We start from the raw sequence: 21,935 nt of genomic DNA on the forward strand, positions 1-21,935 counted from the left end.
CTCGGCGCGGGAACCACCGATGATGCAGGCCATCGAAGTGACCGAATTCGGCGATAGCAGCGTCATCGAGACCACCGAGCGCGAGGTGCCCGAACCGAGCGAGGGCGAGGTGCGCATCGCCGTCGGGGCAGTCGGGGTGAATTTCGCGGATATCATGCAACGCCGTGGCCACTACGTCGGCGGGCCGGAACCACCCTATGTCCCGGGCATGGAGACCGCCGGCACCATCGACGCGGTCGGCGAGGGAGTCGATAGAGAGGTCGGCGAGCGCGTGGTCGCCATGACCGACGAAGGTTACGCCGAGTACGCCACCGCCGACGCCGCCGGGCTGTTCGACGTTCCGGAGTCGATGAGTTTCCCCGAGGCGGCGGGCTTCCCAGTTCAATTTCTGACCGCCCACAATACGCTGTTCGAGTGGGGTGGACTGGAAGCGGGCGAGCGCGTGCTGGTCCACGCCGCCGCGGGCGGTGTCGGCACCGCCGCGACCCAACTCGCCAGCGACGCCGGCGCGGAGGTCTTCGGCACCGCAAGCACCGAGGAGAAGTTGAATCTCGCCGAACGGCTGGGTCTCGACCATCCCATCGACTACACCGAAAGCGACTTCGCGGACGTCGTGAACGATGCCACCGACGGTGAGGGCGTCGACCTCGTGCTGGATGGGGTCGGCGGCGACACCACGACCGAGAGCCTCGACTGTCTCACCCACTTCGGCCGGATGGTCTCGTATGGGGCGGCCAGCGGCGAACCCGGCTATCCCGACACCAGTACACTACTGTTCAACAATTTCACCATCCACGGCTATCATCTCGGCCAGTCGATGCAGCGCGACCCCGAGCGCGTGCTGAACGCCGTTCCGCACCTCACCGACCTGCTCACGAACGGCGACCTCGAAGTCGTCGTCGGCGAGACGTTCCCGCTGTCCGAGGCTGCCGACGCCCACAAGTACATTGAGAACCGCGAGTCGAGCGGGAAAGTCGTCCTCGAACCTTAATCGACCGGCAGCGCGGTCGTGTCGATGTCGTCACGCCGGCCGTCGAGAACCGAAAACCGCTCGTCGCGCCGGTGTTCGAGCCAGTACAGCAGTCGTTCGGCCCACACGAGCTTTCGGTGCTTCACCGGACTCACCGACGGGTCATCGAAATCCCAGCCGACGAAGTGCAGACGAGCTGCTCCGCAATGGTCGGCGAGGAAGGCCGCGCGGTCCCCGTCGGTGAACCCGCCGAAATTCTCCACGCCATCGACGGGCGCGGCTTGGGTCGTGCCGAGCACGTGCTCGACATCGAGCGTCGGCACCACGTCTCGAACGAGCGATTCGTTGTCGCCGTGGGCGTGGACCGCGACCGGCGTACCCTCATCGGTGAGTTCCTGCACCGTTGCTGGGTTCTTGTCCACATCCGTCACCATGCAGTCGACGGTGAGACCTATCCCGCGCAGGCGGTCGACGGCGGTCGAGGCGGCGAACACCGTGCTATCGGAAATCCTCTCAGCCAGCCGCCCGCAGTCGGCCTCAAGCGACGGTCCAGCGCCGGCGATGATGACTGTCTCGCCCGTCACGTCGAACCTGTCGAAGTCGAACGGGTTTGTGAGTTCGGCGAGCGTGTCCCGTGCGCGCTCGTCGGCCGCACGGTCGAAGCCGAAGTCGGCAAGGATTCGTTCATAAACTGGCTCCCACTCGGCGAAATTCATCCCTCTATCCTGTCGCCGAGCGCGTCGCCAATCATGGCCGCATCGCGGGTTTCGGCCACGTCGTGGGTGCGAATCACGTCCGCGCCGCGCCCGACGGCCAGCGCCGTCGCGGCCAGACTCGCCGGCAGTCGGTCGTCCGTTTCGCGGTCGACGATATCACCCAAGAAGTTCTTTCGGTTGATGGAGACCAGCATCGGCCGGCCGATGTCGCGGAATTCGCCGAGTCGGCGAAACGTCTCGCGGTCGTCGTCGAGCGTCTTGTCCTCGCTCCATCCACCGAAGGCGGGGTCGATGATGGTTTTGCCGGTGAGACCGTCGGCGAGCGCGTCGTAGATGTCGTCGACGGACGCAAGCGCGCCCGGCCGGGTGAGGTCCGGTGGGCTGGCCATCTTCACGACGGCCGCGTCGCGCGCCTCGCAGACGCGAGGCAGCTCGGGGTCGGCGAAGCCACAGACGTCGTTGACCATGTCGAAGTTGGCATCGAGGGCGGCCGCCGCGACCTCGTGGTATCTGGTCTCGATGGAAAACACCGCATCGCCCTCGACCCGCTCGACCGTCTCGATGGCCGTATCGAGCCGCTCGCGTTCCTCCTCGGCCGAAAGTACCTCGAAGCGCTTGTTCGCCGATTCGAGACCCACGTCGACGATGTCCGCGCCCTCGTCGATGAGGTCCTCGACGTGGGCGGCAGCTTCGGTGGAATCGGCGAACACGCTCGGCTCGTAGGGCGACTCGTCGCTGACGTTGAGCACGCCCATGAGTCGGGTGGGCTGGCCGTCGCCGATTTCGAGTCCGGCAGCCTCGACGGTCTGCATGCCTCGAAATTGGCGAGCAACGCCAAAAACGACCCGTTCGAGGGACGCGCGACTTTTAGGGGCTGATGTCCTATTTCGGCCATGGGAAAGGTCAATATCGCGCTTCGCGGCTGGCGGTTCGACGAGTCGGCGGTGTTCACCGACGACGGCGATATCAAGCCGATAGACGAGATGGACCAACAGACCAGAGAGCGTGTCGTCAGGCTCCGCCAACTCATCGACTCGCCGTGCCATGCCTGCTGGCTCATCCACGGCGACAGCCACCTGGATGCCTGCAACGACGCAGCGGCGGTCTACGGCGAACCGCTGAGCGAGGTCGTCCTTTGCGAGGAACACGAGCCGGATTTCCTCTATTGGTTCCGCGAGCAGGGTGGAACCGACTATCGTGGGGAGGCCGAGCTTCAGGACGCCTTCCACGAGTGGTTCGCCGACGGCGGTCGTGCGCCCGACGACTACGAGACGGTCGAGCACGTCGATACCGACCAAGCGGCAGTGCCCTCGGTATCGGGCACGGGGTCGGCGGCCGAGGCCGAACAGGAGGCCCAAAGCGTGGACCTCGATAACCTCGACATCTGATGGGGGTCGCCGTCGCCGTCGTCGATGCGCAAACGCCGGGTAACGTGGGAACCATCGCGCGGGCGATGAAGAACTTCGGCTTTACGGACCTGAAACTCGTCGACCCGCCCGACCTCCACCCCGACGGCGAGGCTTACGGCTTCGCCGGCCACGCCCGTGAGGACGTTCTGCCCAATCACGACGTGCTCACTTTCGAGCGGCTCGTCTCGGAATTTTACACCATCGGTTTCACCGCCATGACCGGTCGTGATGAGGGTACTCATGTGCGCTACCCGTTCACGACACCGGCCGAACTCGGCGACCATCTCGCCGGCGTCGAAACCGACGTCGCGCTCGTCTTCGGGCGCGAAGGCACAGGGTTATCCAACGAGGAGTTCGCCCGCATCGACGAGGTGTGTTCGATTCCCGCCAACCCCGACTATCCAGTGCTCAATCTCGGACAGGCGGCCACGGTCGCCCTCTACGAACTCCGCGACCTCGAACTTGAGGATACCCACCAGCCAGAGCGTCACGACCGCGCCGACGAGCGCGCACTCGAAGGGCTGTACGACCAGTTTGCTTCGTTTCTCGTTGCTATCGACCGCCCCGAAGAGAAGCGCGCGAAGACCGAGCGCATGCTCCGGCGCGTGCTCGGGCGCGCCCATCCGACAGGTCGAGAGGTGACGACGCTGCGCGGGTTGTTTCGCCGGGCGGAGATGCAGATCGACCGCGCCCGCGACGACGATTCGTAGCCCGGTCGGCGGACTGGCTACAACTTCGGCGTCGCCTGCGATTCGGTGTCCTCCTCGTCGACGACGAGCGTGTTTGCGACGAGGTTGCCGTGTGCGCGTCGGAAGCGCTCGGAGAGCGCCTGATGGGAGATGTCGAGTTCCTCGGCGAGGTCCGCGACCGAGAACTCACGGGGCACCTCGTAGTAGCCGTGTTCGAAGGCCGCGGTCAGCGCTTCGGCCTGTTCCTCGGTGAGACCGAAGCGGGCGTGACGCTCGTTCTCCATCGCGTAGATTGCCTCGACGTCGATGTCGATGTCGTGCTCCTGGCAGAACTCGTAGGCCCGGGAGAGCGAATCGCGGTCGGGAAAGAGCAGTCTGAGCTTCCACTGGCCGTTCTCGCTTTCGGCGTCCAACACGGTCGCCTCCTCCTCGGTGAGTGCGTGGATGACGAACTGGACGTGGGAAACCCACTCCATCCGGTAGAGCCACTCGCCGTCGAGGTCAGACAGCCGCTCGACGTTCTCGACGCTCGGGTCCGTCTCGAAGGCGTTTTCGAGTGCGTCGCGGTCGGGCGCGCTCGCCCAGACGAACGGCATGACGCGGTCGGCGTCGTGGGCGACGACGCGCTCGACGTCGAAGGTCGCCTCCGGAACCCGCTCGATGGTCTCGCCGAGCGCGAACGTCCCCGCCGCGACCGATACTTCGCTGATGGTACTCATTCACCAAGTCGTGGGATACAGAACGGCATAACTATTCCGCCGTGGCGACATGATGGTCACGAGCGGCGAACCCGTTCTGTTGAAGTGGCTGAAGCAAGTATCGCTGGCAATGAGCGAGGACTTCTACTCGGTGCTCGGCGTCTCCCGGGACGCCGACGACGAGGAAATCAAGCAGGCCTACCGCGAGAAGGCCGCCGAGTACCATCCCGACGTCTCCGACGACCCGAACGCCGACGAGAAGTTCAAACAGGCGAAGAAGGCCAAAGAGGTGCTGACCGACGACCAGAAGCGCCAGGCCTACGACCAGATGGGCCACGACCGCTTCGAACAGGCCGAGAAACGCGGCGGGTTCGACGGTGGCGGTGCGGGGCGGGGCGCTGGCGGCGGCATGGGTGGAATGGGCGGTGCCGGCGGCGACCCCTTTGGCGGGATGGGTGGCGGCGGCATGGGCGGTGGCGGTCTCGGGGACATCTTCGAGCAGTTCTTCAACGGCGGAGGCGGCCGCGGCGGTGGACAGAGCGGCCCCCGACAGGGGTCGGACCTCAGAACCGGCCTCACCATCGAACTGGAGGAGGCCGCTGCGGGTGCCGAAAAGCAGTTCACCGTCGCCCGGCCCGAGACCTGCCCGGACTGCGGCGGGTCGGGCCACCCCGAAAGCGCCGACGCCGAGACCTGTCCGCAGTGTGAGGGTCGCGGCCAGACCACGCAGGTCCAACAGACCTCCCTCGGGCGTGTTCAGCAGACCCAGACCTGTCGGCGCTGTGGCGGCGACGGCACGCTCTACTCCGAGGACTGTAGCACCTGCGGCGGCGACGGACACGTTCGCAACGAGGCCACCCTCTCGGTCGAGGTTCCCCCCGGAATCCGCGACGGCCAGACCCTCCGGATGGAGCGCGAGGGTGCACCCGGCGAGAACGGCGGCCCGAACGGCGACCTGCTCATCGAAATCAGCATCCGCAAGCATCCCGAGTTCGACCGCGAAGGCGACGACCTCGCCCACCGCGCGGCCATCTCGTTCCCGCAGGCGACCTTCGGCGCGACCATCGAAGTTCCCACGCTCGATGGCACCGTCGAGATGGACGTACCCGCAGGTACCCAGAGCGGCGAGACCTTCCGCCTCGAAGGCAAAGGCATGCCCCGCCTGCGCCGCCGCGGCACCGGCGACCTCTTCGTGCGAGCGCAGGTCGTCACACCCGAGGAACTGAACGACGAGCAACGCGACGCACTCGAAGCCTTCGCCGAAGCCGGTGGCGAGGAGATCGAAGTCGAGGAAGGGTTCTTCGAGAAGCTCAAGCATTCCCTCTAGGGTGTCCGACTTCCACCGACCCAGACCAGTGCGTGGCTCGATTGGATCGGTACGCCTGTCGAAGACGTCGAGTACAAGTGGGCAGTTTCACTCGACGAGTATCGGGAGGCAAAACGCGAGCCGAAGCTTTGCGAGCGCACTTGTGGTTTCAACTGACCAGAGGTCGGCTAGGTCGATTCGTCATTCGCACCTCCTAGTGAAATTTAGACTCCAGTATCGATTTCGTTCCCGGTCATATATGGGGAAACTACCTGCCTGACTTCGGCAAAGATGGGGATCAAGATGGAGAACCGATTCGCAAACAAATTCGGTGACTACGGCAGTCCAGGAATCGTTTTCGCATACTACATACGGCGAGAGTTCGCCAACAACGGGTAATGGACGAACACGGTCACGCAACCGATGAGCATGGGGTAACGGGAACGCCGAGGCGGGGATTGGTTCTATCGACGTTCGTCTTCTTCGCCGGACTCACAACAATCGTTTTCTATGGAGCCGCAGGGCCCGTTCTGGAAGAACAGTTGGCCCTCACCGGCATCTTCCACGGGCTACTGCTGTCTTCTCCACATCTCAGCAAAGCGATTCTCAGAATCCCCTTCGGCGCATGGGTGGACGATGTCGGTGGCAAGAAACCGTTCCTCATACTCATGGTGTCAACCATCGTCGGAGCAGGTGGATTGGTCATCACACTGTTCCTGACCTATCCGGAGAACTTCGACATGAGTCTCTATCCGCTGTTGGTCCTCTTCGGACTCCTTGCGGGTGCAGGCGGGGCGACCTTCTCGGTCGGGATCTCCCAGACCTCCTACTGGTATCCGAGTCACAAACAGGGCTTCGCGCTCGGTGCGTTCGCCGGTATCGGGAATATCGGTCCGGGGATGATCACTTTCGTGCTCCCGGTCCTCATCGGTCTCTGGGGGCTGACCGGAAGCTATGCGATCTGGTTGGTGTTCATGCTCGTCGCCACCGTCATCTATGCGCTGTACGCCGTCGATCCCTACTACTTCCAACTCCGTAAGCAAGGCAACGATCCGGAGGAATCGAGACGAGTCGCCGACGACCTCGGACAGGATATCTTCCCGTCGGGGAACGCGTGGGAGTCGCTGAAGACGTCTGCGAGAAACCGCCGCACGTGGATTCTGGTCTTCCTCTACACGGTCTCCTTCGGCGGGGGATTCACGTCCCTGTCGGCCTGGTTCCCGACCTACTGGGAGCAGTTCCACGAACTGTCGCTCGCGACGGCGGGACTTCTGGCGGGAGTCTTCATCGCCTACGGATCGCTCATTCGGGTCCCGGCCGGAAGCATCAGTGACAGGTTCGGTGGTGAGATCGTCGCCATCGTCAGTTTCGCGATCATGGCGCTCGGCAGCGTGATCATGACGTTCGCCACCGGGTTCTGGCCGGCGATTGCCGGCATGATGGTTCTGGGAACCGGGATGGGGATCGCCAACGCTGCGGTGTTCGAGCTAGTTCCGAAGTTCGTCCCGGAAGCCGTCGGTGGGGCATCGGGCTGGATCAGCGGTATCGGTGGCGGGGGTACCCTCGTCATTCTGCCATTGATGGGCTACTTCGCGGACGTGTACGGTGAGATCGGCTATGCTCGCGGGTTCGCCGTCTTCATCGCCCTCAGCCTGCTCTGTGTCGGGGTCGCAGTCGCATTGAAATACCTCATCTCCGCACCCGACGGCTCCACCGACGAAGCAGCCCTCCACTGAGCTTTTCTAAATCGGGGTGAGGTATACGGGATGATCCGGGAGCGGTATTACTGGAGCGATCTACTCGTCAGGATCGCGATGGACGGTCAGGACGGGAATTTCGGCATGGCGGACGACGTCTTCGGTCACGCTTCCCAACAGCGCCCGCTTGACGCCGGTTCTGCCGTGGGTCCCCATGACGATCACGTCGACATCGGACTCGTCCGCGTACGAGAGGATGTCGTCGTGGGGGTTTCCCCGCCGAACGGCCGCCGTCGTCTCGATGTCGCGCGCCCTCGCCTGCTCGGCGATCTCGTTGGTCGTGCTGTGGCCCTCCTCTTCGAGTGCATCGAGGAGGTTGTCCATCCCCGAGAACCCTTCGCTGACGCCGGAGACCGACGCGGGTGGGTCGACGACGAAGAGCACGTGGAGCGTCGCGTCGTGAGTTTCGGCGAGCCCGAGCGCCATCTCCACTGCTGATTTGGCAGGATCGCTACCGTCGGTCGGGAGGAGTATTCGGTCGAACATTCGTTGATCTGTCCTCAGAGGATGATAGCTGATGACACGGTATAACGTTGGTCACAACTGCCCCGCACTGTCTGAAGCCAGCCAAAATGAAACAGAGCAGAGGGCGGTTAGGCCAATTCGTTCATAGACAGATTCCGGCAGAATTGAATTTTCGGTGTTGGTTTCGGTCCCAGTCACGCATGAGGAGCCCGCCTGCCTGACTCAGACCTGACGCAGAACCGTCGCTAAACCTTGACGAAAATACGAGATAGCATATCGACGTACGACCGAATACTTCTTCGGCACTCTCTAGAGCCACTTTTTACGCGGGTCCTCGGCGCGCTCACTCCGTTCGCTCCCACCACTGCCTCACCCTTCATCTGACAGAACCGCGCCGCTACAACACCATGGCTACCGCCACCACACCACAACCACCACGGCAGTCACCGAGCCATCCGACCGATTTTTCACGGCTCCGTCCGTCTCGATACCTGAATGTCTATTCTCGGTACGGTGGTGACGGTGTTCGCGGGGATGGTCTTCGGGCTGGCCATCGCCGCGCCGCCGGGACCGATGAACGCGGTCATCGCCGAGGAGAGCGTCCTCAGAGGGTGGCTCTCGGGCGTCTGGGCAGGTCTCGGCGCGATGGCTGCCGACGCCTGTTTCTTCGTGCTCGCGGTGGTCGGTGTGGTCGCGGTCGTCGAGCGCGTGCCGGCGGTTCGGGGGGTCGCCTTCGCGCTCGGCGGCCTGTTGATGCTGTATTTCGCCTACGGTGCGGCGCGCGGCGCGAACGACGAGCACGAGACAGCCACCAGTGAGCGCCGCGGGTTCGCCAAGGCGTTCGCCCTCGCCATCACGAACCCCTATCAGGTGGTGTTCTGGCTCACCATCGGCGTCGGTATGCTCGAACCCGGAACCATCGACGTGCTCGCACCGCTGTCGGGCGACCTCGCGGGCGTGCTGGTGGTCTCGACGGGCAGTCCCGCGCTCGTCATCGGGTTTTTCGCCGGCATCGCCGCGTGGATCGTCGGCTTTCCAACGACGCTGGTCGCCGCCGAGCGCCGCCTCACGGGTGTCGGTTCGACGGTTGCCTACGCGAGCGCGCTCGTGCTCGCCGGCTTCGGCGTCGCCTTTCTGGGCGAGGCGCTCGCGATGGTCTCCTCACTCGTCTGAGTCGAGTCCGACGCCGGCGATCTCGTCGTCGAGCCACTCGCGCAGCCACTTCACGCGCTTGAGGCGCTGGTGGATGAGGCTCTCGGCGCGGTCGCTCTGGATACGCTCTTCGGCATCCCGGCCGCGTTCGAGTACCCGACCCACCATCTCGGCGGCGTCCATGTGCGTGCGCGACTCGTAGCCCATCCGCAGGAGGAGGAGAACCGCGCCGTTCGCACCGATCTTGTCCAATAGATCGGCCTCGATGAGACAGCGCGTCTCCAGTGGGAGTTCCTCAAGCGGTCCCTGATAGGAGTGTTCGCTCACCGCCGTACAGACCTCATCGACGAACGAGTCCGGGAATTCCCCGTGGGAGTCGAGGAACTCGCGCGCGACCCGGGCACCCGCCTCGGCGTGGAGGTCCTGTTCGGCCTCCAGCTTCGAGACGTCGTGAAAGAGCGCCGCCACGCGGACGGCGTCGACGTTCGCGCCCTCGTTTTCGGCGATGTCGGCCGCGAGCTCGACGACATTGCAGATGTGGTTGAACCGATAGGCGGCCGAGTGCCACGGATACCACCGCATGCGCCCGCCCTCACGCTCGTTTTCGATGCTCGCTTCGAGATAGCCCGAGACGAACCGCTTCATCGCGTCGAATTCGGCGTCCGAGACCGGCGACTCCCTCACCTCGACGCCCAATCTCGTCCCCTCCCGACGTTTCGTTGACCGTTCATGTTATCCGATCAGACGTCTGTTCGACTCTTTAGCGTTACGACACCAGCGGTCGAAATCACGAGAGGGAGTCTTGCCATCGACACCGGGGTTTATGGTATCGAGTGCCGAACGAACGGTATGGAACTCCGTGAAGCGACCACCGAGGACGGCGAGGCGATTCGAACGATTGCCCGCCGGTCGATGGAGCAGTCGTACTCGCTCAGCCCACGCACCATCGATGGGGCGATAACCCAGTGGTACGACGAGGAGGTTCTTTCGGAGAAACTCGACGAGGACGATACCCTCCTCGTGGTCGCCGAAGACGGGGGTGAGGTGCGTGGCTTCACCGAGAGCGACCTCGTCAACGAGGGCGGCAACGGCGACCTGCTCTGGCTCCACGTCGACCCCGACTACCGCGGGCAGGGCATCGGCGCGGAGCTGTTCGACCATACCCGCGAGGCGCTCTTCGAGATGGGGGCCGCCCAACTGCGCGCGAAGGTGCTCGACGACAACACCGAAGGCAACGAGTTCTACGCCGCCTTCGACTTCGAGCAGGTCGGCACCGACACCGTCGATATCGACGACGGCAGCTACGTCGAGAACATCTACCTCCACGCCGACGACATCGACGTCGAGCCGACGACCGAAAGCTCAGACCCCGTGCGCGAACTCGACGACGGACTGTACGTCAACGAAGAGCAGGTCGAGCGCGGCTCGAAAGGGCCGTTCCTCACCGCCTACACCGACCCCGACTTCGACGAGGAGCACAAGTACGGCTACTACTGCGCGAACTGCGAGACCCTCGACAACGCGATGGACACGATGGGGCGGGTGAAATGCAACGACTGTGGCAACCTCCGGAAGGCGACGCGCTGGGACGCGACCTACGGGTAATCCTGGAGCGGGTTTCAGACGGTATCGGGCGTCGTGTGCACGGTCAAATCCACCGGTCGGGCCTCTCCTTCGATGTCGGCGACGATGCGCTCGACGATGCGTTCGGCCTCCCGTTCGATGATGGGTTTGACCTTCTCGACGACCCACGATAGCGAGACCAATCGGGGAAGGTCGAACTGGCTCGAATCGACCGAGTCGGCGTCGAACTCGATGCGCAGGCGGACCCGCGAGGCGTCATCGCGGCCGGCGGGCGGGTTGCACTCCTCGACTCCCCAGTAGCCGTGGGCGTGGATGTCCGTGAGTATCTCCCAGTCGATTCGGTTGGGTGGCTCGACGCTCGTGACCCGCGAGCGCGCCGTGTAGGTAAGTTTCCACCACGCGAAGTGGAGGTCGTAGGTCGTCCCCGGCGAGCCGTCGCCGTGGCGGTCGACGCCCTCCAGATGCTCGGAGTAGTCCGCATAGCGCGGGAAGTCTATCAGGAAGTCATAGACCTCCGCGGGCGGCAGATAGACGTCGGTACTGACTTCGATGCTGTCCACGACGACTCCTCGTGGACGAGGGGCCTAAGCGTTGGCATGCGTTCCGAACAGGAGCGGCTTGTCGGACCGATACCGTGAAATAAATGACTCCACGCTTGGAGAGGACGAACGTCAATGATGCCACGTGGTCCGCGAACGGCCAGCGCGAGGGGACTGCTGCTCGTCGGAATCGTCATCGTGCTGGTCGCTGTTTCGACCGGCGCGGTGAGCGCACAGCGCGCGAACGTCTCGACGGTCGATTCGTGTACAACAATCGACACTCCGGGGCGCTACGCCCTTACGGGGAACGTCTCGGGCGATATCGAAAACCCCGACGCAGCCTGCATCGAGATCACCGCGGGTAACGTCACTCTCGACGGGCGCGGGCACGCAGTCACGGGAACCGGTGCGGGCCACGGCATCGAAATCGACGGGACCGAAAATCCAGTCTCGAACGTCACGGTCAGGGACCTCCGGGCGAGCAACTGGTCGATTGGCGTCTTCGCGCTCGGGAGCGACAACGGAACCATCCGCCGGACCATCACCGAAAACAGCACCGAGGGACTCGCCCTCGGCGCATCGAGTAACTACACGCTCGTGAACAACACCGCCCGCGGCAACGCCATCGCGGTCGCTCTCGGCGGACAGAGCCAGAACAACACGCTCCGCGGGATGGTGGCCGTCGAGAACAAGTGGGGCATCCACTTCGAGCGCGAGAGCGCGAACAACACAGTTCTCGATAGCGTCGCCCGAAACAACAGCCGCTGGGACTACTACTCCGAGCGCAACGACGCCGAAAACGTCGTCAGGAACCTCGAACTCTCGACGGCGACGCTGTCCTTTGCCGGGCAGAACGTCGCGTTGCGTTCGGTGACAGCGCCGCCGGCCCTCCCACGCGGGATGGGCAACCTCGATAGCTACGTCGAGGTGACCGACACCCGCGGTGGTGAGTCGACGCTCTCGCTGACGATGAGCTACGGGAACGCCCAAAATTCGGTCGAGCTGTGGCGACACGACGGCCAACGCTGGTCGCCGGTCGGGCGCGCACAGGTCGACAGCGCGGCGAGGACGGTTTCGGCGAACCTCACCGAGTTCGGGACGTTCGGCGTTCTCGCCGATGCCGGAGCCGGCGCTGGCGGACCGGTAACGGTCTCGGTCGACGATGGGCCAGTGCAGCGAACGCTATCGACGCCAACAGCAACGCCGACCGCGACCCCAACGCCCACACCGACACCGACGGCCGGGACCGAGCCGTCGGACACGGAGTCGACAACGACGACCGCGACGACCGACGTGGCCCGCGGAGCGAGCGGCGCTGTGACGGACGTGTTCACCCTCGGCCCGCTCAGGGCGATTCTCGTGGTTCTCGGCGTAGCTGCGCTGGTCACCCTCGGCGTCGTGGCGCTGCGCGAGCGCGACGGAGGGCCGGGGTTTAACCGATGAGCCGGCCAACGGACGGGTAATGCTTGCAGGGGTGAACGTCGCGCTCGGCGTCACGGGGTCGATTGCGGCGGTCAAGACTGTGGAACTCGCCCACGAACTCCGGCGTCGCGGGGCCAACGTTCGCGGCGTGATGACCGAGAGCGCACAGGGTATCATCAATCCGTGGGCGCTCGAATTCGCCACCGAGAACCCGGTCGTCACGGAACTCACGGGACAGGTCGAACACGTCGCGCTCTGCGGGCGGGAGGGCTGGGCCGACGTGTTGCTCATCGCGCCCGCGACCGCGAACACCGTCGGGAAGGTCGCTGCGGCCATCGACGACACGCCCGTGACGACGACCGCAACGACCGCGCTCGGGGCCGACGTTCCCGTGGTGGTCGCGCCGGCGATGCACGAACCGATGTACGACCACCCCGGCGTGGGCGAGACCATCGAGCGTGTCGAATCGTGGGGCGTCGATTTCGTGGCTCCGCGCATCGGGGAGGGGAAGGCAAAGATTGCCAGCCTCGACGCCATCGCGCTCGCCACAGCACGAGCCACGGGTGGTGCGGAACTCGCCGGCACGCGAATCGTCGTGACGAGCGGTGCGACGACCGAAGCCATCGACCCGGTGCGCGTGCTCACCAACCGCTCGTCGGGAAAAACGGGCCGGGCGGTCGCGCGGGCGTGCTACGTGCGCGGTGCGGACGTGACGCTCGTCCACGACGGCCCTGACCTGTGCTACGCCGACGTCGAGCGCGTCGAGAGCGCCGCCGGGATGCTCGCCGCGGTCGAGGAAACGGTCGAAGGGGCCGACGCGCTCGTCTCGGCGGCGGCCGTCGGCGACTACACCGTCGAGGAAAGCGACGAGAAGATCCGTTCCGGACAGGACCTCTCGCTCGCGCTCGAATCCACAGTGAAGATCCTCGATGCGGTGCGCGAGTCCCACCCCGACCTTCCCATCGTCGGGTTCAAGACCGAGACGAGCGCCGAGGACGAGGCGATGGTCGACGCCGCCCGCGAGACGCTCGCGCGGGTAGGGTTGGCCTTCGTCGTCGCCAACGACGCGAGCGTGATGGGCGAAGACGAGACGCGTGCGCTCGTGGTTCGGGAGAGCGATGCCGAAACCTACGAGGGCGACAAGGCCGGTCTCGGCGCGCGCGTCGCCGCGGAGTTGGCCGTCGAGTTGAGGTAGCTTTCGTCGACATAGACCATCGTGCTGCTGATGGTGCAGCCGCTGTCGAAGAGGAACCGCTGGACCTCGTAGCGCTCGTACCCACCCATATACTGGTCGATGTCGCTCGCGTTGTCGTACTCCTTCGAGCAGGTATCGGTGGGACCGAACGCGATGACGACCGGCGGGCGTTCGCCGGTCCGTACCGCTTGCCGTACCGCCGTGGCGTTGTCGGTGCTGTTCGTCTCGGCCGCGGAGGCTTCGAGATACCACGCGAAGGGAAGGCGCTCGAACCAGCCGTCACCGGCGGTCGGGGTCAGATGTGAGTCGGGATTCGGCGCGTGGAGTTCGTCGCCGTCGAAATCCGGGTCGTTGCCGTAGAACAGCACGTCGGTGCCGTCGTTGGCCCGCACGATTCGCCGGATGTCGTGGAGCAGCGGCTTCATCTCGCTCGACGATTGGGCGTACTGGACGAGTTCGTTGTCGGCGCTCTGTGGGCTTGCGAAGGAGGTGTCGTAGGCAGTCACGCCGACCTGTCCGGCAGCGAGAACCAGAACGAGCGCCGCGGCGACGGCGGCGAGCGTGCTGCGGTCGAGGGTCGGGCCGCTCACGTCTCGGCTGCGGAGCCGGGCGAGACCGACGCGAGCGACCAGCGCCAGCCCGACCGCCGCCGGCACCGCCAGCGGAACGATGACGTGGATGACCTCCCACGGGAACGGGTTGTCGACGATGACCGGATAGCCGAGCGCGCTTGCGAATCCCCAGAAGAAGGTGAACGCGACGACATCGCGCGGGCGCTCGCCGGTGTAGCGGTCGACGAGGAAGCCGACGAGCGCGAAGGCGAGCAGCACGGGTGCGCCCGCACCGAGCACCGACCAGAGCGCGCCGGCCGTATCGAGATAGGCGTCGCCGCTCCCGCTGCCCCATTGTTCGACGAACGCGTGCCACGACCCGAGCACTGCCTCGCCGACGAGCGCTAGGAGTTTGGTCGGCTCGGCGAGCGTCGCGCCCAGCGTGGGTTCCGGTTCGGCAGCCCGACCGCGCGGCGCATAGAAAAAGACGAAGACGGCGAAGAACTCCACGACGGCGAGCGCAAGGTGGAGCCACCAGCGCCGCAGTCCAGTGCGGGCTCGTCGAGTAGCGTTCCCGAGCGCCTGCGCGGGGCTGCGGGCCGTTCCCATCAGTAGCCGACGGTCGGCGAGCAGGGCGAGCGCCCCGAGCCACGTGACGGGATAGACGAGCGCGTTCTCCTTGGTGGTAAAGGCGAGCGCGAAAAACCCGACGCCGAGATAGAGGGGGAAGGGTCGTCCGTGGTCGTAGGCTCGGATGAAAAAGCCGAACGCCACGAGCATGAATCCCGCAAGCAGCAGGTCGTTGCGGTAGAATCGCGAGTAGTAGAGGAGGACGGGGTTGGCCGCGAGGACGAGCGCCAGCGCGAGCGTTTCGGAATCACGCAGGCGGTCGCCGAACAGGAGTGCCACGAGCGGGAGCGCGCCGCCGACGAGGGCGACGACGAGGCGCATCGAGAAATCGGACGCGCCGAGCAGCGCGAACACGTGGCTGTTGACGATAGTCAGGAACGGTCCGTGGACGATGGGGCGATACCAGTAGACGCCCGATTCCATGTAGCGATAGGCCCAGTAGGCGACCCGGGCCTCGTCCTGATGGGCGACGCGCGCGCCGAGGGCGACCAACCGCACGCCGAGGGCGAGCACCGCGATGGCGACGACGAGCAGTCGAATCCGGGTGCGGCGATTCGTCCAGTCCATCACTCGTCGCTCTCGTCGGGTGATTCGGGGCGCGATTCGCCCGTGTCCGGCCAGACGGCGTCACCGGCGAACTCGACGCCCATGCGTTCGGCGGCCTGTGAGATGACGTGTGAGCCGGTCGGCACAGTAATAAATAGGAAGACGATGCCCACTAACGAGGTGAGTCCCGCGCCCCCGGGTGCGCTCGGGGCGAAGTATATCGTGCCGGCGAGAAACAGCGACGCCGCGCCGAGGGTGGTGGCCTTGCTCGTCGCGTGCATCCGGTTGTAGACGTCGGGCAGGCGGATGAGACCAATCGTGCCGACCAGCAGGAAAAAGGTCCCGATGGCGATGAACAGTGCGACGAGCGCGGCGTGAATCGTATTCATTCGATGATGTCCCCCTCGGAGACGTAACGTGCGACCGCAATCGTGCTGATGAAGCCGATGATGGCGAGGACGAGGCTCACGTCGATGAAGAAGCCCTCGTCCGTTTGCAGCGCGAACAGGATGGCGATGGCGACGACGTTCGTCGCAATCGTATCGAGCGCCACCACCCGGTCTGGCGTCGTCGGGCCGAAAATCACCCGGTAGCCGGCGACGAGGGTGACACCACTGGCGACGACCAGTCCCACGAAGATGGCGAGGCTGAGGAAGCCGGGAACGTCAGTCGCCACCGACATCACCTCGCGCGGGCGGCGCGTCCTCGGGACTGGCTTCCTCGTCGAAGATGACGAGTGCGAGGTCTTCCCACGCCCGAATAGGGTCGTTGACTGCCGCGTAGTTCCGACCGGTGATTCCGTGGACGTACAGCGTGTTCGTCTCGGCGTTGTAGTCCATCGTCAGCGTCCCCGGCGTGAGCGTGATGGAGTTGGCGATGGTGGTGATGGCCGGGTCGCTCTCGACGCGCAGCGGTATCGCCACGACGTCGGGATCGATTGGCAGCGACGGCGAGAGCACACGATAGACCACATCGAGGTTCGCCACGATGAGTTCCTTGCCGAAGACGAGCAGGTACGCTATCGCGGCGGGCACGACTCGGGCGGTGCCCGTGAGGGCGAACTCGCCCGCGTAGAAGCGTCGAAAGACGTACGCGAGCGGCACGCCGACGGCGAGTCCGATGAGGAACTCCTCGGCGAGGCGCTCGGGTGTGAGCGCCACGCCACGAACGAACAGCCACAGCACCGCGAACGTTACTCCAATGGCCGGCCAACGCCTCATCGATTTGCCCCCAGAACGGCATCGACGTATGCCTGTCTATCGAGCGCGATGTCGGCGGCGGCCTCGGCCGCCCGTAGCACGGGGTCGAAACCGACGCCGACGACGACTAGAAGAGCGGCGAGCGCGACGACGACCGCCACGAGCGTCGGCGAGTACGTCGCCGTCCGCACGCCCTCGGATTCGCTGCCCCAGAACCCGCGGTTCCACGCCCGCGAGAAGTACGCGATGGTCAGGATTGCACCCAGTAGTGAGAGACCGAGCGCGAGCGCGCCGCCCCGTCCACCCATCGCGCCGGCGTGGGCGGTCGTCCGGAAGACGAGTAACTTACCGAAAAAGCCCGACAGCGGTGGGATGCCGATGAGCGAGAGCGCCCCGAGGAAGAAGGCAATCGAGAGCAGCGGCGTCCGTTTCGCGAGGCCGCTGATACTGTCGAACTGTACCGACCCGACGGCCTCCTTGACCGTCCCGCTTGCGAGAAACAGCATCGACTTCGTGAGACCGTGATTCAGCGTGTAGACGAGCGCTGCCGCGATGGCGAGTGCACGCACGCCCGGCACCGTGGCCGCGACCGCCAGCGGCAGTACGACGAAGCCGATCTGACCGATGGACGAGTAGGCGAGCACGCCGTCCAATCCCCTGCGACTCACCGCACCCACACCCCCAAGCAGGATGCTGCCGGCGGCCATGACGAACAGGACCGGGCCGAAAAACGAGAGGAAACTGTTGCCGACGAAGCCCGGCAGCCCGAGTCCTGCGGGAAGGGTCGCGGCGGCGAAGACGGTGAAGTAGAGCCGGATGATGGCATAAATCCCCACTTTCTTGACGACACCGGCGAGCATCGCCGCGACGGGTGCGGGCGCGGCGCGGTAGGCGGCCGGCACCCAGAACTGGAAGGGGACGATACCAGCCTTGAGCGCGAACACACAGAACAGCAGGACTGTGAGACCGAGCACGGGAACCGGGTCGACGCCGAACTGCGCGGGGTTTGCGAGTCGGCGGGCCATATCGGCCATGTTCAGCGTGCCGACTGTGGCGTAGAGACCGCCGATGGCCAGCAGCATGAGCGCGCTCCCCAGGAGATTGAGCACGGTATAGGTGAGCGCTGCACGGGTGTGTTCCGGTCCAGAGTAGAAGGCGACGAGTACGTAGCTCGATAGGAGCATCACCTCGAACCAGACGAAGAGGTTGAAGATATCGCCCGTGAGAAAGGAGCCGGTGATGCCGACGACCATCAGGTGATAGAGCGTGTGGTAGGAGACACGCTGGGCGTAGCCACTCATGAATCGCGTCGAGAAGGCGACCGCCGCGAGCGAGATGACACCCGTGAGCGCGAGCATGAACAGCGAGAGCGCGTCGGCGACGAGCGTGATGCCGAAGGGGGCCGGCCACGACGAGAGCTGATAGACGAGAATCGACTGCTCGACCACCCTGCTTGCGAGCAGCGCCACCGCGCCGAGATAGGCGAGCGCACCCCCGAGGCTCACCGCACGCTGGGCGCGCGGATATCGTCGGAGCGGGACGGTGACGATGGCAGTGAAGAGGGCAAGCAAAAGCGGCGCGATGACTATTTGCGGAGGCATTCAGTGCTCGCCTCCCGTCTCGCCGAGTTCGCGCAGGTCGATGGTGCCGTGTTCCTCGTGGATGCGGTAGGTAAGCACGAGCGCGAACGCCGTGGTGCCGAAGCTGATGACGATAGCAGTAAGCACGAGCGCCTGCACCAGCGGGTCCGTCACGGTGGCCGGGTTCTCTGGCGAGCCGTGACCGAGAATCGGCGCGCGCCCCGACAGCCCGCCCATCGTGACGAGATACAGGTTCGCGGCCTGCGATATCATGACCACGCCCCAGACGACGCGGACGATGTCCCGGCGGAGCACGAGGAAGGTCCCGAATGCGAACAGGAGGCCGAGCACACCGGCGAGGACGAACTGCGTCATTCGTCACCCACCACCGCGAGGATAGTGAGGAGCGCGCCGACGACGACGAAGTACACGCCCAAGTCGAAGGCGAACGCGCTGGCGACTTCGAGTTCGTGGAACACGGGGAGGTCGTGGAGGAAGACGACGACCTGCGAAAGGAACGACCGGCCGAACAGGATGGCGACGACGCCGCTGCCGGCCGCAAGCGCCAACCCGAGGGCGAAGACGTCGAGGTAGTCGTCGACGATTGCGGGACCGGTCGCGGTGTCGTCGCCGGTGCGGTCGAGCAGGTCGTCCTGGAGGAAGTCGAGACCGTAGACGATGTAAACGAGTGCGAACGCCGCCGCGGTGAGCACGCCCGCGATGAACCCGCCGCCGGGAAGGTTGTGGCCCTGAAAGAGCAACGCGAACGCCGTCAGCAGGATGAGCGGGAAGACGATGCGGGTGACGGTGCGGGTAATGACCGTCATGTCGCGCGCGCTCACGAGGATTCACCCCGACCGCGCATGGCGATGAGCGTGAGGACGCCGAGGGCGGCCATCGCCACCACCGATATCTCGCCCATCGTATCGAACGCACGGAAGTCGACCAGAATGACGTTGACGATGTTGCTGCCGCCGCCGTAGTTCGTGAGCACAGCACCGTGCTCCGCTGGCACCGGCGCACGCCTGACGAAGAACTGCGCGATGGCGTCGGGGCTGCCGGTCGTCGCCACGAGCACGCTGATGGTGACTGTGAGACCGACGCCGCCGGCGAGCACCCCGTCGCGGGCCACCTTTTTCCTGTCGGCATCGCCGTAGAAGGCCGGCAGCCGGTCGAGGACGAGCAAGAAGATGACGAGCACGAGCGTCTCGACGACCAACTGCGTGAGCGCGAGGTCGGGCGCGCTGGCGAGCACGTAGAACAGGGCGACCATGAACCCGAGCACCGACAGCGTGAGCACGCCCGCGACGTGAGAGGGCGCTCGCGCCACCGCGGCAGCCCCGACGATGGCCACGAGCAACACGATGACGATGGGAATCGTGACCGCAAGCCCCGAAAACGCCGGAATCGAGACGCCGGCCGCGAGATAGCCCGCGAGCGCGAGCAGGCTCGTCGCGCCGAGCATCCACGCGGCGTACGTCCGAAAGAGACCGGACTGAATCTCCGGAAGGGCCAGTTCGCTCGCGCGTTCGAGACCATACACCGCGTTGTCGTAGTACCAGTCCGCCGACAGCGGCCCGCGGGTCAGTCGCCGAACGCCGTCGCGGAGGCGGTCGTAGAACGGCGAGAGCATTATTCCTGTGAGAATCGTGATGGCGCTCATCGCCACCGCCGGCGTGAGTTCGGTCGGCAGATGGACGCTCATCGTATGGGCCTCGCCGGCAACTGCACTTCCGAAGGCCGACTGAACGATGGTATCGACGGCGAGCTGTGGGTCGATGCCGACGATGGCGGCGAATCCGGCGAGCACGACTGGCGGGGCCAGTAGGACAGGAGAGGGGCTGTGGACCTCGCCGAGCGCGTCCGGCTTCTCGCCCATGAACAGCCAGAGGAACCGGATGGAGTAGAGGAAGGTGAAGACGCTACCGACGACCGCAACCACGGGAAAGAGCCATGCGAGTCCGCCGAGTTCGTGGGCCGCCTCGTAGGCCGCCTCGAAGAGGAGTTCCTTCGAGTAGAAGCCGTTAAACGGCGGCACGCCGGCCATACCGAGTGCGGCGATGGCCGTGACCACGGCCGTGATTGGAAGGTCGTGACGAAGTCCGCCGAGTTCGTCGATGGCCCGAGTCCCCGCCTCGTGGGCGATGATGCCGGCGACGAGGAAGAGGGTCGCTTTAAATAGCGCGTGGTTCAGGATGTGGAAGGCCCCGGTTTCGGCCCCCAGTTGATTGGCGAATCCGAAGCCCGCCGTGATGAGACCGAGGTGGGAGGCCGTCGAGTAGGCCAGCAGTTCCTTGATATCGCTCGCGCCGACCGCGAGCAGTGCGGTGATTGTCATCGTGATGAGGCCGAGGGTAGCGAACAGCAGCATCCACTCGTCGCCGACGAGCAGCGGGCGCATCCGTCCGATGAGATAGACGCCGGCCTTGACCATCGTCGCCGAGTGGAGAAAGGCCGATACTGGAGTGGGGGCCTCCATTGCGTTCGGCAGCCAGATGTGGAGGGGGACCTGTGCGGATTTGGCCGCCGCGCCGATGGCGATGAGGACGAGCACGGGGACAAAGAGGCCCATCTCCCGGAGTGCGGCACGCATCGCGTCGGCGTTCGCTATCATCGAGCCGGGCGTGCCGACGAGGGTGAAGGTCGTACTGCCGAGAGCGTTGCCGGAGACGAACGCGAGCAGGACGAAGCCGACGAGCATGAACAGTCCGCCGGAGACGGTGATGAGCATCGATTTTCGGGCAGCGTACAGCGAACTCTCGCTCTCGCGGTAGTGGCCGATGAGCCCGAAGGAGGTGATGGACGTGAGTTCCCAGAAGACGAAGAGGGCGATGAGGTCCGCGGCGAGCGCGACGCCGAGCATCGACCCCATGAAGGCGAGCAGGGTCGCGTAGTACCGGGCCTGTCCGGGTTCGCCGTGCATGTAGCTCGCCGAGTAGGTAAAAATCAGAATGCCGACGCCGCTTGCGAGCAGCGAGATGAGTAGTGATAATCCATCGAGATAGAGCACAAGCGACACGTCGAGGGTCGGAATCCACGGCACTGAGACCGTGCCCGTGGTGCCGAACTGACTCGCCACTAACCCGAAGGAAGCGAGCGCGACGAGTGCCGCGAACCACGCCGTGCGCTCGCCGAGGGCGCGATAGACGAGCGGGACCGCGAGCGCGCCCAGAAACGGAAGACCGAGTGCGGCGAACAGCATCATCCCTGTCGGCTCGCTGCCCGTCTGGATGAGTGTGGCCGCTCCAGCGCCGAGTCGTCCCGCTGTCGGGGCCTCGGCGAGCGCTGTCGGGAGCGCCACGAAAGACACACCTGAAATCTGCAATCGATGACCCTTAACGGTTCTCAAATCCGCCGCCGGCGTATCGGTCCCGAGACACCCACACGCGGCCATCCTGCCGACCGCGACCCGCACACCGCCCCGACAGCCCGGTGCGTAGGTTTATATACCATCCGTGTTCGGTTAAGGAGTGAAACACGTAGACAGCGCTGGCGTGATGGGCTTATCGTCAGAAACCGCGTAGAGA

23 protein-coding genes are annotated in these 21,935 nt (G+C 65.1%); 9 read left to right on the top strand and 14 right to left on the bottom strand.

Features of this window, described 5'->3' with window-relative positions; genetic code table 11:
- Positions 1-22: 22 nt before the first annotated feature.
- The gene (locus ACQUQO_RS11490) at positions 23-991 is read left to right on the top strand and encodes a quinone oxidoreductase family protein (RefSeq protein ID WP_435078157.1); all 969 of its coding nucleotides are present in this window, start codon (positions 23-25) and stop codon (positions 989-991) included.
- Here ACQUQO_RS11490 and ACQUQO_RS11495 read toward each other — a convergent pair.
- Positions 988-1,686: a 6-hydroxymethylpterin diphosphokinase MptE-like protein gene (locus ACQUQO_RS11495; RefSeq protein ID WP_435078158.1), complete on the bottom strand. Its 699-nt coding sequence runs from the start codon at positions 1,684-1,686 to the stop codon at positions 988-990. The genes ACQUQO_RS11490 and ACQUQO_RS11495 overlap by 4 nt on opposite strands.
- Positions 1,683-2,498: a dihydropteroate synthase gene (folP, locus tag ACQUQO_RS11500; protein ID WP_435078159.1), complete on the bottom strand. Its 816-nt coding sequence runs from the start codon at positions 2,496-2,498 to the stop codon at positions 1,683-1,685. The genes ACQUQO_RS11495 and folP overlap by 4 nt, the downstream gene beginning before the upstream one ends.
- A gap of 81 nt (positions 2,499-2,579) precedes the next feature.
- On the opposite strand from folP, the gene ACQUQO_RS11505 reads away from it, so the two are divergent.
- Together ACQUQO_RS11505 and ACQUQO_RS11510 are read left to right on the top strand one after the other, a co-directional pair.
- Positions 2,580-3,074 (top strand): hypothetical protein, encoded by a 495-nt coding sequence (locus tag ACQUQO_RS11505; RefSeq protein ID WP_435078160.1) that lies wholly within the window; start codon positions 2,580-2,582, stop codon positions 3,072-3,074.
- Positions 3,074-3,805, top strand: a complete 732-nt coding sequence (locus ACQUQO_RS11510; protein ID WP_435078161.1) for an RNA methyltransferase — start codon at positions 3,074-3,076, stop codon at positions 3,803-3,805. The genes ACQUQO_RS11505 and ACQUQO_RS11510 overlap by 1 nt, the downstream gene beginning before the upstream one ends.
- A gap of 17 nt (positions 3,806-3,822) precedes the next feature.
- Here the strand turns inward: ACQUQO_RS11510 and ACQUQO_RS11515 are convergent, their stop codons facing one another.
- On the bottom strand, positions 3,823-4,503 hold the full coding sequence (locus tag ACQUQO_RS11515) for a bacterio-opsin activator domain-containing protein (protein ID WP_435078162.1): 681 nt from the start codon (positions 4,501-4,503) through the stop codon (positions 3,823-3,825).
- A 109-nt stretch (positions 4,504-4,612) separates the two neighbouring features.
- Between ACQUQO_RS11515 and dnaJ the strand changes: the two genes are divergently transcribed.
- Positions 4,613-5,809 (top strand): molecular chaperone DnaJ, encoded by a 1,197-nt coding sequence (gene dnaJ / locus ACQUQO_RS11520; protein WP_435078178.1) that lies wholly within the window; start codon positions 4,613-4,615, stop codon positions 5,807-5,809.
- 377 nt (positions 5,810-6,186) lie between these two features.
- The gene (locus ACQUQO_RS11525; protein ID WP_435078163.1) at positions 6,187-7,524 is read left to right on the top strand and encodes an MFS transporter; all 1,338 of its coding nucleotides are present in this window, start codon (positions 6,187-6,189) and stop codon (positions 7,522-7,524) included.
- 60 nt (positions 7,525-7,584) lie between these two features.
- Here the strand turns inward: ACQUQO_RS11525 and ACQUQO_RS11530 are convergent, their stop codons facing one another.
- Positions 7,585-8,031: a universal stress protein gene (locus ACQUQO_RS11530; RefSeq protein ID WP_435078164.1), complete on the bottom strand. Its 447-nt coding sequence runs from the start codon at positions 8,029-8,031 to the stop codon at positions 7,585-7,587.
- A gap of 474 nt (positions 8,032-8,505) precedes the next feature.
- On the opposite strand from ACQUQO_RS11530, the gene ACQUQO_RS11535 reads away from it, so the two are divergent.
- Positions 8,506-9,183, top strand: coding sequence for a LysE family translocator (locus tag ACQUQO_RS11535; RefSeq protein ID WP_435078165.1), 678 nt, complete (start codon positions 8,506-8,508; stop codon positions 9,181-9,183).
- Here ACQUQO_RS11535 and ACQUQO_RS11540 read toward each other — a convergent pair.
- The gene (locus ACQUQO_RS11540) at positions 9,172-9,858 is read right to left on the bottom strand and encodes an HD domain-containing protein (protein WP_435078166.1); all 687 of its coding nucleotides are present in this window, start codon (positions 9,856-9,858) and stop codon (positions 9,172-9,174) included. The two genes, ACQUQO_RS11535 and ACQUQO_RS11540, sit on opposite strands and share 12 nt — an antisense overlap.
- Before the next feature lie 153 nt (positions 9,859-10,011).
- On the opposite strand from ACQUQO_RS11540, the gene ACQUQO_RS11545 reads away from it, so the two are divergent.
- Positions 10,012-10,767, top strand: coding sequence for a GNAT family N-acetyltransferase (locus tag ACQUQO_RS11545; RefSeq protein WP_435078167.1), 756 nt, complete (start codon positions 10,012-10,014; stop codon positions 10,765-10,767).
- Positions 10,768-10,781: 14 nt separating this feature from the next.
- On the opposite strand, the gene ACQUQO_RS11550 is transcribed toward ACQUQO_RS11545, so the two are convergent.
- Positions 10,782-11,306, bottom strand: a complete 525-nt coding sequence (locus ACQUQO_RS11550) for a type II toxin-antitoxin system RatA family toxin (RefSeq protein WP_435078168.1) — start codon at positions 11,304-11,306, stop codon at positions 10,782-10,784.
- Between the two features lie 117 nt (positions 11,307-11,423).
- On the opposite strand from ACQUQO_RS11550, the gene ACQUQO_RS11555 reads away from it, so the two are divergent.
- Entirely contained in the window at positions 11,424-12,728 is a 1,305-nt protein-coding gene (locus ACQUQO_RS11555; RefSeq protein ID WP_435078169.1) for a right-handed parallel beta-helix repeat-containing protein, read from the top strand.
- Positions 12,729-12,747: 19 nt separating this feature from the next.
- Positions 12,748-13,902 carry a bifunctional phosphopantothenoylcysteine decarboxylase/phosphopantothenate--cysteine ligase CoaBC gene (coaBC, locus tag ACQUQO_RS11560; protein WP_435078170.1) on the top strand — a complete coding sequence of 385 codons (1,155 nt, stop codon included), beginning with the start codon at positions 12,748-12,750 and terminating at the stop codon, positions 13,900-13,902.
- Here coaBC and ACQUQO_RS11565 read toward each other — a convergent pair.
- The 8 genes from ACQUQO_RS11565 to mbhE are packed head-to-tail and all read right to left on the bottom strand — an operon-like array spanning position 13,836 to position 21,613.
- Positions 13,836-15,650, bottom strand: coding sequence for a flippase activity-associated protein Agl23 (locus ACQUQO_RS11565; RefSeq protein ID WP_435078171.1), 1,815 nt, complete (start codon positions 15,648-15,650; stop codon positions 13,836-13,838). The genes coaBC and ACQUQO_RS11565 overlap by 67 nt on opposite strands.
- A complete protein-coding gene (gene mnhG / locus ACQUQO_RS11570; protein ID WP_435078172.1) occupies positions 15,650-16,018 on the bottom strand; it encodes a monovalent cation/H(+) antiporter subunit G in 369 nt (122 codons plus the stop codon). Before mnhG ends, ACQUQO_RS11565 begins: the two co-directional genes overlap by 1 nt.
- A complete protein-coding gene (locus ACQUQO_RS11575) occupies positions 16,015-16,311 on the bottom strand; it encodes a monovalent cation/H+ antiporter complex subunit F (RefSeq protein WP_435078173.1) in 297 nt (98 codons plus the stop codon). The genes mnhG and ACQUQO_RS11575 overlap by 4 nt, the downstream gene beginning before the upstream one ends.
- A complete protein-coding gene (locus tag ACQUQO_RS11580; protein ID WP_435078174.1) occupies positions 16,295-16,849 on the bottom strand; it encodes a Na+/H+ antiporter subunit E in 555 nt (184 codons plus the stop codon). Before ACQUQO_RS11580 ends, ACQUQO_RS11575 begins: the two co-directional genes overlap by 17 nt.
- Entirely contained in the window at positions 16,846-18,429 is a 1,584-nt protein-coding gene (locus ACQUQO_RS11585; protein WP_435078175.1) for a complex I subunit 5 family protein, read from the bottom strand. The genes ACQUQO_RS11580 and ACQUQO_RS11585 overlap by 4 nt, the downstream gene beginning before the upstream one ends.
- Positions 18,430-18,783, bottom strand: coding sequence for a sodium:proton antiporter (locus ACQUQO_RS11590; protein WP_435078176.1), 354 nt, complete (start codon positions 18,781-18,783; stop codon positions 18,430-18,432).
- On the bottom strand, positions 18,780-19,235 hold the full coding sequence (locus ACQUQO_RS11595) for an MnhB domain-containing protein (RefSeq protein WP_435078179.1): 456 nt from the start codon (positions 19,233-19,235) through the stop codon (positions 18,780-18,782). The genes ACQUQO_RS11590 and ACQUQO_RS11595 overlap by 4 nt, the downstream gene beginning before the upstream one ends.
- Positions 19,236-19,246: 11 nt before the next feature.
- Positions 19,247-21,613 carry a hydrogen gas-evolving membrane-bound hydrogenase subunit E gene (gene mbhE / locus ACQUQO_RS11600; RefSeq protein WP_435078180.1) on the bottom strand — a complete coding sequence of 789 codons (2,367 nt, stop codon included), beginning with the start codon at positions 21,611-21,613 and terminating at the stop codon, positions 19,247-19,249.
- Positions 21,614-21,935 lie beyond the last annotated feature (322 nt).

Origin of the sequence: Halococcus sp. AFM35 (genome assembly GCF_051195015.1) — an archaeon.
Lineage (GTDB): Archaea > Halobacteriota > Halobacteria > Halobacteriales > Halococcaceae > Halococcus.

Excerpts from the sequence above, each read along its gene's own strand:
- ACQUQO_RS11495 (WP_435078158.1), bottom strand. The coding sequence starts at position 1,686 with ATGAATTTCGCCGAGTGGGAGCCAGTTTATGAACGAATCCTTGCCGAC.
- ACQUQO_RS11585 (WP_435078175.1), bottom strand. The coding sequence starts at position 18,429 with ATGCCTCCGCAAATAGTCATCGCGCCGCTTTTGCTTGCCCTCTTCACT.
- ACQUQO_RS11565 (WP_435078171.1), bottom strand. The coding sequence starts at position 15,650 with ATGGACTGGACGAATCGCCGCACCCGGATTCGACTGCTCGTCGTCGCC.
- ACQUQO_RS11515 (WP_435078162.1), bottom strand. The coding sequence starts at position 4,503 with ATGAGTACCATCAGCGAAGTATCGGTCGCGGCGGGGACGTTCGCGCTC.
- ACQUQO_RS11580 (WP_435078174.1), bottom strand. The coding sequence starts at position 16,849 with ATGAGGCGTTGGCCGGCCATTGGAGTAACGTTCGCGGTGCTGTGGCTG.
- dnaJ (WP_435078178.1), top strand. The coding sequence starts at position 4,613 with ATGAGCGAGGACTTCTACTCGGTGCTCGGCGTCTCCCGGGACGCCGAC.
- ACQUQO_RS11555 (WP_435078169.1), top strand. The coding sequence starts at position 11,424 with ATGCCACGTGGTCCGCGAACGGCCAGCGCGAGGGGACTGCTGCTCGTC.
- mbhE (WP_435078180.1), bottom strand. The coding sequence starts at position 21,613 with ATGATGCTGTTCGCCGCACTCGGTCTTCCGTTTCTGGGCGCGCTCGCG.
- ACQUQO_RS11530 (WP_435078164.1), bottom strand. The coding sequence starts at position 8,031 with ATGTTCGACCGAATACTCCTCCCGACCGACGGTAGCGATCCTGCCAAA.
- ACQUQO_RS11490 (WP_435078157.1), top strand. The coding sequence starts at position 23 with ATGCAGGCCATCGAAGTGACCGAATTCGGCGATAGCAGCGTCATCGAG.
- folP (WP_435078159.1), bottom strand. The coding sequence starts at position 2,498 with ATGCAGACCGTCGAGGCTGCCGGACTCGAAATCGGCGACGGCCAGCCC.
- ACQUQO_RS11545 (WP_435078167.1), top strand. The coding sequence starts at position 10,012 with ATGGAACTCCGTGAAGCGACCACCGAGGACGGCGAGGCGATTCGAACG.
- ACQUQO_RS11510 (WP_435078161.1), top strand. The coding sequence starts at position 3,074 with ATGGGGGTCGCCGTCGCCGTCGTCGATGCGCAAACGCCGGGTAACGTG.
- ACQUQO_RS11505 (WP_435078160.1), top strand. The coding sequence starts at position 2,580 with ATGGGAAAGGTCAATATCGCGCTTCGCGGCTGGCGGTTCGACGAGTCG.
- ACQUQO_RS11590 (WP_435078176.1), bottom strand. The coding sequence starts at position 18,783 with ATGACGCAGTTCGTCCTCGCCGGTGTGCTCGGCCTCCTGTTCGCATTC.
- ACQUQO_RS11535 (WP_435078165.1), top strand. The coding sequence starts at position 8,506 with ATGTCTATTCTCGGTACGGTGGTGACGGTGTTCGCGGGGATGGTCTTC.
- ACQUQO_RS11595 (WP_435078179.1), bottom strand. The coding sequence starts at position 19,235 with ATGACGGTCATTACCCGCACCGTCACCCGCATCGTCTTCCCGCTCATC.
- mnhG (WP_435078172.1), bottom strand. The coding sequence starts at position 16,018 with ATGAATACGATTCACGCCGCGCTCGTCGCACTGTTCATCGCCATCGGG.
- ACQUQO_RS11575 (WP_435078173.1), bottom strand. The coding sequence starts at position 16,311 with ATGTCGGTGGCGACTGACGTTCCCGGCTTCCTCAGCCTCGCCATCTTC.
- coaBC (WP_435078170.1), top strand. The coding sequence starts at position 12,748 with ATGCTTGCAGGGGTGAACGTCGCGCTCGGCGTCACGGGGTCGATTGCG.
- ACQUQO_RS11525 (WP_435078163.1), top strand. The coding sequence starts at position 6,187 with ATGGACGAACACGGTCACGCAACCGATGAGCATGGGGTAACGGGAACG.